Origin of the sequence: Pseudomonas sp. URMO17WK12:I6, assembly GCF_003253625.1 — a bacterium.
In the GTDB taxonomy this organism is placed as follows: Bacteria; Pseudomonadota; Gammaproteobacteria; order Pseudomonadales; family Pseudomonadaceae; genus Aquipseudomonas.
Map to the genome: position 1 here is coordinate 63836 of NZ_QKYZ01000025.1, position 7866 is coordinate 71701.

The following is a 7866-nucleotide window of genomic DNA, read 5'->3' on the forward strand; positions in this document are numbered from 1 at the left end:
GATGCCTGTCGTTGGTTGGTATGACGCCTGGGGGAGTGAGCTGCATGGGAGGTTGGCCGGGCATTGGCATTGATGTTGGCTGGGCTGGCGCTTTCGCGAGCAAGCCCCCACAGGGGTTGTGTGGGCTGACTGGAATTTGGGATTAGCCTCGACATTTTTCGGGGCTTTTTATCATTTGGCTCAGAGTGGATGTATGTGGGGTTTTCGGTTTGCAGCGCAATAAATCAACGCATCTGCTCCCTGGAATTGCCCACGGATCTGATGCTGTTTCTTACCTGTGATGCTTGATATATATCAGCCATCGACAGGCCCTCAGGGCATTAGGTCAGTGAGCAAACGCCCCACGCCCCGCTCATCTAGACTTAATGGATAGTCGTAGGCAGAACCGAACACGTCGCTTTGGTGCGGATGATTCAAAGGCGGCGTGGCAAGCTGCGTGATATGCCTGAAGAGGTGCGGCAAAGACCGCGCCGGGCACAACAAGATGCCCACTCAGGGTGCCCTGGCCAACGGCCTGAAAATGCCACGAAACCGTGACGTGGTGTGAACGCCGCAGCCGACACTTTCGGACGACCGACAACCGCCTGGTTTGTCCGTGACCGTGAGGAATGCTGTATGTCTGATGAGATGTTGCACCTGCCTATGGTCAACAGCCTGCTGGAGCGCCACAAGGGTTTGCCCGGCGCATTGTTGCCGATCCTTCATGAAATTCAGGAGGGCATCGGTTATATCCCCGATGCCGCCGTTCCCGAGATTGCCCACGCCCTCAACCTGAGTCAGGCCGAGGTTCGCGGGGTGATCAGCTTCTACCATGACTTCCGTACCGCGCCTCCTGCCCGACATATCCTGCGTCTGTGCCGGGCCGAGTCCTGCCAGAGCCGCGGCGCCGAGCAGCTCGCGGCGCAATTGCGCGACCGCCTGCAACTGGACGACCACGGCAGCAGCGCCGACGGCAATATCAGTCTGCGCCCGGTGTATTGCCTCGGCGCCTGCGCCTGCTCGCCCGCTCTGGAGCTGGATGGTCAGGTGCATGCGCGGCTCACTGCCGAGCGCCTGGATGCCCTGCTCGATGCTTGTCAGGAGGACGCATGATGCCGACGCTTTATCTGCCCTGTGATTCTCTTGCCCGCGCCGTGGGCGCCGATGAGGTGGCCGTGGCCCTGACCACTCAGGCCCGGGAGCGCGGTTTGTCGTTGGACCTGCAGCGCACCAGCTCGCGCGGCCTGTACTGGCTGGAACCGCTGCTGGAAATGGACAGCCCGCAAGGTCGTATCGGCTTCGGCCCGCTGACCGCTGCCGATGTGCCGTCCGTGCTCGATGCGCTGCAAGGCGAGCTGTCCGCTCATCCGCTGGCCTTGGGGCTGGTGGAGGAGTTGCCTTATCTGAAGAGCCAACAACGCCTGCTGTTCGCCCGCGCCGGCATTACCCGGCCGCTGTCGTTGGAGGATTACCGGGCTCACGGCGGCTTCGAGGGCTTGACCCAGGCCATCGCTCTGGGCGGCGAGCAGACCGCGACTGCAGTATTCGATTCGGGCCTGCGTGGCCGTGGCGGCGCGGCTTTCCCGGCCGGGATCAAATGGCGCACGGTGCGCGCCACCCAAGCGGCGCAGAAATACATTGTGTGCAACGCCGACGAAGGCGACTCCGGCACCTTTGCCGACCGCATGTTGATGGAAGGCGACCCCTTCCTGTTGATCGAAGGCATGGCCATTGCCGGCATCACCGTCGGCGCCACCTACGGCTACATCTATGTGCGCTCGGAATATCCACAAGCAGTGGCCACCCTGCGCGAGGCGCTGGACATCGCCCGGGCCGCCGGTTACCTCGGCGCCAATGTCGGCGGCAGCGGACTGGCCTTCGACATGGAAGTGCGGGTCGGTGCCGGCGCTTACATCTGCGGTGAAGAAACCGCGCTGCTGGACTCCCTCGAAGGCAAGCGCGGGATCGTCCGCGCCAAGCCGCCGATCCCCGCGCTGCAGGGCCTGTTCGGCCTGCCGACCCTGGTGCACAACGTGCTGACGCTGGCCTCGGTGCCAATGATTATGGCCAAGGGCGCGCCGTTCTATCGCGATTACGGCATGGGCCGTTCCCTGGGCACCATGCCCTTCCAGCTGGCGGGCAATATCCGTCACGGCGGTCTGGTGGAACGGGCCTTTGGCCTGACCCTGCGCGAATTGGTGGAAGACTACGGCGGCGGGACCGCCAGTGGCCGGCCGCTGAAGGCCGCGCAGGTTGGCGGCCCTCTCGGTGCGTGGGTGCCACCCTCGCAATTCGATACGCCGCTGGATTACGAAGCCTTCGCCGCCATGGGCGCGATGCTCGGCCACGGTGGTGTGGTGGTGGCTGATGACACGTTGGACATGGCCCACATGGCGCGCTTCGCCATGCAGTTTTGTGCCGAGGAATCCTGTGGCAAATGCACACCGTGCCGTATCGGCTCGACCCGGGGCGTTGAGGTGATAGACCGCCTGCTGGCTGCGCCTGACCAGAACGGTCGCGATGAGCAGGCGATCATCCTCAAGGACCTGTGCGACACAATGCAATACGGTTCGCTGTGCGCGTTGGGTGGCATGACCTCCTATCCGGTCGTCAGCGCCCTCAAGCACTTCCCCGCCGACTTCGGTCTGCAAGCCTCGGAGGCCGAGCAATGATCACTGTATTCGACCCGAAAACCGATATGGATCTGGGTACCCCGGCCCGCGAAAGCCAGGTGCAAGTCACCCTGAACATCGACGGCCAAAGCATCAGCGTGCCCGAAGGCACCTCGGTGATGCGCGCTGCGGCGATGCTGGGCACCACCATTCCCAAACTGTGCGCCACCGACAGCCTGGAAGCCTTTGGCTCCTGCCGCATGTGTCTGGTGGAGATCGACGGCATGCGCGGCTACCCCGCATCCTGCACCACGCCGGTCAGCGAAGGCATGACCGTGCACACCCAGACGCCGAAGCTCGCGACCCTGCGCCGCAATGTCATGGAACTGTACATCTCCGATCACCCGCTGGATTGCCTGACCTGCTCGGCCAACGGCAACTGCGAGCTGCAAACCGTCGCCGGCCAGGTCGGCCTGCGGGAAGTGCGTTACGGCTATGAGGGCGAGAACCATCTGGACGACGTGAAGGACACGTCCAACCCGTACTTCGACTACGACCCGAGCAAGTGCATCGTCTGCAACCGCTGCGTGCGCGCCTGCGAAGAAACCCAGGGTACGTTTGCCCTGACCATTACCGGGCGCGGGTTCGAATCCCGGGTCGCGGCCGCCGGTGGCGAGGACTTCCTCGACTCGGAATGCGTGTCCTGCGGCGCCTGTGTGCAAGCCTGCCCGACCGCGACGCTGATGGAAAAAAGTGTGGTCGAACTGGGTCAACCCGAACACAGTGTGATCACCACCTGCGCCTATTGCGGCGTGGGCTGTTCGTTCCGCGCCGAGATGAAAGGCGACCAGCTGGTGCGCATGGTTCCGGACAAGAACGGCCAAGCCAACCACGGCCACTCCTGCGTCAAGGGGCGCTTTGCCTGGGGCTACGCGACTCACCCGGATCGCATCACCAAGCCGATGATCCGCAAGTCCATTAACGACCCTTGGCAGGAAGTCAGCTGGGATGAAGCGGTGACTTACGCCGCCAGCGAATTCCGCCGGTTGCAGCAAAAATACGGCCGCGATTCCATTGGTGGCATCACCTCCAGCCGTTGCACCAACGAAGAAACCTACCTGGTGCAAAAACTGGTGCGCGCCGCGTTCGGCAACAACAACGTCGACACCTGTGCGCGGGTCTGCCACTCGCCGACCGGCTATGGCCTGAAACAAACCCTGGGCGAGTCCGCCGGCACACAGAGTTTCGACTCGGTGATGCAGGCTGACGTGATCCTGGTGATGGGTGCCAACCCCAGCGACGCTCACCCGGTGTTCGCCTCCCAGCTCAAGCGCCGTCTGCGTGAAGGCGCGCGACTGATCGTCATCGACCCACGCCGTATTGACCTGGTGGACACGGTGCATGCCCGCGCCGAACTGCACTTGGCCCTGCGTCCGGGCACCAACGTCGCCATGCTCAACGCCCTGGCCCACGTCATCGTCACCGAAGGCTTGCTCAACCAGGCCTTTATCGACGCCCGTTGCGAGGGCAACGATTTCGCCCACTGGAAAGAGTTCGTCAGCCGAGCGGAAAACTCGCCGGAAGCCCTTGGCCCTGTCTGCGGCGTAGAACCTGCCGACATCCGTGCCGCTGCACGCTTGTATGCCACCGGCGGTAACGCGGCGATCTACTACGGCCTGGGCGTCACCGAGCACAGCCAGGGCAGTACCGCGGTCATGGGCATTGCCAACCTGGCCATGGCCACCGGCAACATCGGTCGCGAAGGTGTGGGCGTGAACCCGTTACGTGGGCAGAACAACGTTCAGGGCTCCTGCGACATGGGCTCCTTCCCCCACGAACTGCCCGGTTACCGTCACGTCTCCAACGAGGTGGTACGGACGCAGTTCGAACAGGCCTGGAACGTCACCCTGCAACCCGATCCGGGCCTGCGCATTCCCAACATGTTCGAGTCTGCACTGGCCGGCAGCTTCAAGGGCCTGTACTGCCAGGGCGAAGACATCGCCCAGAGCGACCCCAACACCCAACACGTCACCGCGGCGCTGTCGGCCATGGAATGCATCGTGGTGCAGGACATTTTCCTCAACGAAACCGCCAAGTTCGCCCATGTGTTCCTGCCGGGCGCCTCGTTCCTGGAAAAAGACGGCACTTTCACCAACGCCGAGCGGCGCATCTCCCGGGTGCGCAAGGTCATGGAGCCTCTGGGCGGCAAGGCCGACTGGGAAGGCACCGTGGCTCTGGCTAACGCCCTGGGCTATCCGATGAACTACAAGCATCCATCGGAAATCATGGATGAAATCGCCAGCCTGACGCCGACCTTCACCAACGTCAGCTACGCCGCACTGGATAGTCACGGCAGCCTGCAATGGCCATGCAACGCCGCGGCACCGGACGGCACGCCAACCATGCACATCGAGGAATTCGTGCGTGGCAAGGGGCGCTTCATGCTCACCGGCTACGTGCCGACCGAGGAAAAGGTCAACAGTCGCTATCCGCTACTACTGACCACCGGGCGCATCCTCAGCCAGTACAACGTCGGCGCCCAGACCCGGCGTACTGAAAACGTCGCCTGGCACGACGAAGACCGTCTGGAAATCCACCCGACCGACGCCGAGAGCCGTGGCATCAACGAAGGCGATTGGGTCGGCATCGGCAGCCGCGCCGGCCAGACCGTACTGCGGGCACGAGTCACCGAACGGGTTGCCCCGGGCGTGGTGTACACCACCTTCCACTTCCCTGAGTCGGGTGCCAACGTGATCACCACCGACAACTCCGACTGGGCGACCAACTGTCCGGAGTACAAGGTCACCGCCGTGGAGGTCAGCCGCGTCTATCACCCTTCCGAGTGGCAAAAACGCTATCAGGCATTCAGCGACGAACAACAACGCCTGCTCAACGAACGTCGCCATGAACGTAGCGCCGGGACAAAAGCCGAGGTACGCCGATGAGTACGGAAAACCTGATCAAGATGGTCAACCAGATCGCCCAATACTTTGCCAGCGAACCGGATCAGCAACAGGCCGTGCTCGGCGTGCGCAATCATCTGCAGATGTACTGGACGCCCGGCATGCGCAAGGAGTTGCTGGCCTGGCAGACGACGCATCAGGGAGCAGACTTGCACCCGCTGGCGCAGGCGGCGGTTAGTGGCGCGGGCTGGGAGGCTTAGGTTTACAGATCCCTTGGCCTGTTGAGACGGGCCAAGGGAGCGTTCCAGCGTTTTTAACGTCGACCCTATATTCAAATGAGTGACGGAGCCAAACGCAGCCAAAATCCACATCAGTCAGCAACATCCTTCGGCATAATCCCATCGGCTTGATATCGTGTTGCCATCGCCTCATCTCATCAAAGATGACCAATGGCGGTTTCAGGGTTATTGCGAACAAGGAAAAGGATTGAATGCTGCTAATTGGCGTATTGGTGTTCCTCGCGGCGACAGTGGGGATGTGGATTTGGGTGGTGAAGAACCGCGGAGCTGTGAATCTATGGCTCGCCAACCTGGCAGGTGCCGTGGGTAGTTTTATTGTCGGGATAGCGGTGCTGGTTTTGTTCAATAGATGGCTTGCCCCAGGAGAAGCCTCCTCAGCACGGATCGTTTTATACGTACTCTATACGTTGATGGCGGTTATGGGCGCCTTCGTCGGCACATGGCTCTTGGTGATTGCCAGACTCAAGCAGTCTGAACACCCCGCCTTCCGTCATTTGATTGCCGGGACGTGTAGTCTGTTGGCGGCAGCGATCACTTTGGTAGTGTGGTCAGTAATCCTCCTCCCCAGCAAATGAGTATCCCCCCAGGCAATTGCTGAACTTCAGCCTGGGCCTGCATGATCATCGCCGGCGAGAGTCCTTGCCCGTCGGCGTGAAACTTCCGGAAGTCAGGCTCGCACGTAGACCCAGGCACTGATGCCGGACTTGAGGGGCACACTGACGCGTTTGTAGTCCGCCACCTCGTATTCGTCGGCCGCGACCAGCTCTTGGGCCGTGATCTCGAAAACAGTGCCGGCGATCTCGTCCGACAGGTCGCCACTCTCCTGCACGATCGGATGATGGCTTTTCCCACTCGCCGCCAACACCGCCGGATCGGTTATCTCGACCAGGTTCTGCTTGTAACCTGGCAGGCTGTCCAGGCGCCCTTTCAACTCGCGCCCGAAGGTGGACAGCTGAACGGCCCGGTCCTGCAAAGTACCGTAGGAGAACAGCAGAACCAGTTGCTCTGTTTGGTTTGGCATGAGGTTTCCTTGATCAGATAAGCAAGTCTTCGTAGAACGCTCCGAAAGGGCGTTCAGGGTGGGCGATCTGGATTTCCAGAATCCACAGGCCGGTTGTCGGGCACTTGTCTAAATCCCCGAGGTCGCCACCACGGTGAATCGCATGAGGGAAATCGCTGACTCTGTGGCCCTTGATGTCCAGGTTGAGCTTCCATCCCATGGCTTGCGCCTGGTCGGCCGCATAGCGGTAAAGCTCCATGCCGGAAACCCGCTCGCTGCGCCAAAAGCCTTCGACTCTATTGAAAAGCTCCCGGGAGGCCGCAGCACAGGCGATCATTTCCGGGTCGGAACCGGTGGTGAACGTCGCCCCCGCATCACCTTCGTGCCCTTGCCAGACCGCGCCCATGTCGACGAAGAAAATATCTTCGTCACCCAGCACAGGATCGCCATCGGAGCGCTGTTTGAACGTCTTGAGCGTATTGGCGCCAAAGCGGATCAGCAGCGGGTGCCAGATGCGATCCATGCCAAGTTCCGACAGAACCTGTTTACCCAGTGACAGGGCTTCGGACTCGCTCATGCCGGGAGACATAACCCGGGCAATCTGTTCGATGGCCTTCCAGGTCATCTGCTGCGCATGGCGCATCGTTTCCAGCGTGTAATGCTCGCCTACTGCTTCTTTACCGCTCAGGGCCGCTGTCATCGATCATTCCTTTTGTACGAATTCTCGCTATATATTTTCATATACTGCGATATTCGGTAAAAAAGATATAGCCATGATCCAGGCTGAAGAAACTTTCCTGCGGACAAAACAAAACCCCTACCTGCATACGCAGATAGGGGTTTCGGAATTTAATCTTGACGATGACCTACTCTCACATGGGGAAACCCCACACTACCATCGGCGATGCATCGTTTCACTTCTGAGTTCGGGATGGGATCAGGTGGTTCCAATGCTCTATGGTCGTCAAGAAATTCGGGTACCGAACCGTCTTTCGACGCTTCAGCAAATTGGGTATGCGATAGTTTCTGCGGTTTTTGTGAATGCTTGCGAACTTTCGGTTCATTGCGTCTTC

The 7866-nt window shown here is 60.9% G+C and carries 7 protein-coding genes and 1 rRNA gene; 5 read left to right on the forward strand and 3 right to left on the reverse strand.

The features are described 5' to 3' along the window. Positions 1–615: 615 nt before the first annotated feature. From F475_RS28800 to F475_RS28825, 5 genes are all read left to right on the forward strand, one after another. A complete protein-coding gene (locus tag F475_RS28800) occupies positions 616–1092 on the forward strand; it encodes a formate dehydrogenase subunit gamma (protein WP_111455339.1) in 477 nt (158 codons plus the stop codon). Further along, the gene (locus tag F475_RS28805) at positions 1089–2651 is read left to right on the forward strand and encodes an NADH-quinone oxidoreductase subunit NuoF (RefSeq protein ID WP_177431142.1); all 1563 of its coding nucleotides are present in this window, start codon (positions 1089–1091) and stop codon (positions 2649–2651) included. The genes F475_RS28800 and F475_RS28805 overlap by 4 nt, the downstream gene beginning before the upstream one ends. Then, positions 2648–5536: a formate dehydrogenase subunit alpha gene (fdhF, locus tag F475_RS28810; protein ID WP_064616228.1), complete on the forward strand. Its 2889-nt coding sequence runs from the start codon at positions 2648–2650 to the stop codon at positions 5534–5536. The genes F475_RS28805 and fdhF overlap by 4 nt, the downstream gene beginning before the upstream one ends. Further along, positions 5533–5754: a formate dehydrogenase subunit delta gene (locus F475_RS28815; protein ID WP_018926721.1), complete on the forward strand. Its 222-nt coding sequence runs from the start codon at positions 5533–5535 to the stop codon at positions 5752–5754. The genes fdhF and F475_RS28815 overlap by 4 nt, the downstream gene beginning before the upstream one ends. Positions 5755–5984: 230 nt before the next feature. Further along, on the forward strand, positions 5985–6368 hold the full coding sequence (locus F475_RS28825) for a hypothetical protein (RefSeq protein WP_018926722.1): 384 nt from the start codon (positions 5985–5987) through the stop codon (positions 6366–6368). Between the two features lie 92 nt (positions 6369–6460). On the opposite strand, the gene F475_RS28830 is transcribed toward F475_RS28825, so the two are convergent. From F475_RS28830 to rrf, 3 genes are all read right to left on the reverse strand, one after another. Next, complete coding sequence (locus tag F475_RS28830) at positions 6461–6814, reverse strand: gamma-glutamylcyclotransferase family protein (RefSeq protein WP_111455341.1); 354 nt, start codon at positions 6812–6814, stop codon at positions 6461–6463. Positions 6815–6827: 13 nt separating this feature from the next. Next, positions 6828–7493 (reverse strand): M24 family metallopeptidase, encoded by a 666-nt coding sequence (locus F475_RS28835; protein ID WP_111455342.1) that lies wholly within the window; start codon positions 7491–7493, stop codon positions 6828–6830. A gap of 153 nt (positions 7494–7646) precedes the next feature. Further along, a 5S ribosomal RNA gene (rrf, locus tag F475_RS28840) occupies positions 7647–7762 on the reverse strand. Positions 7763–7866: the final 104 nt, after the last annotated feature.

Excerpts from the sequence above, each read along its gene's own strand:
- F475_RS28800 (WP_111455339.1), top strand. The coding sequence starts at position 616 with ATGTCTGATGAGATGTTGCACCTGCCTATGGTCAACAGCCTGCTGGAG.
- F475_RS28805 (WP_177431142.1), top strand. The coding sequence starts at position 1,089 with ATGATGCCGACGCTTTATCTGCCCTGTGATTCTCTTGCCCGCGCCGTG.
- fdhF (WP_064616228.1), top strand. The coding sequence starts at position 2,648 with ATGATCACTGTATTCGACCCGAAAACCGATATGGATCTGGGTACCCCG.
- F475_RS28815 (WP_018926721.1), top strand. The coding sequence starts at position 5,533 with ATGAGTACGGAAAACCTGATCAAGATGGTCAACCAGATCGCCCAATAC.
- F475_RS28825 (WP_018926722.1), top strand. The coding sequence starts at position 5,985 with ATGCTGCTAATTGGCGTATTGGTGTTCCTCGCGGCGACAGTGGGGATG.
- F475_RS28830 (WP_111455341.1), bottom strand. The coding sequence starts at position 6,814 with ATGCCAAACCAAACAGAGCAACTGGTTCTGCTGTTCTCCTACGGTACT.
- F475_RS28835 (WP_111455342.1), bottom strand. The coding sequence starts at position 7,493 with ATGACAGCGGCCCTGAGCGGTAAAGAAGCAGTAGGCGAGCATTACACG.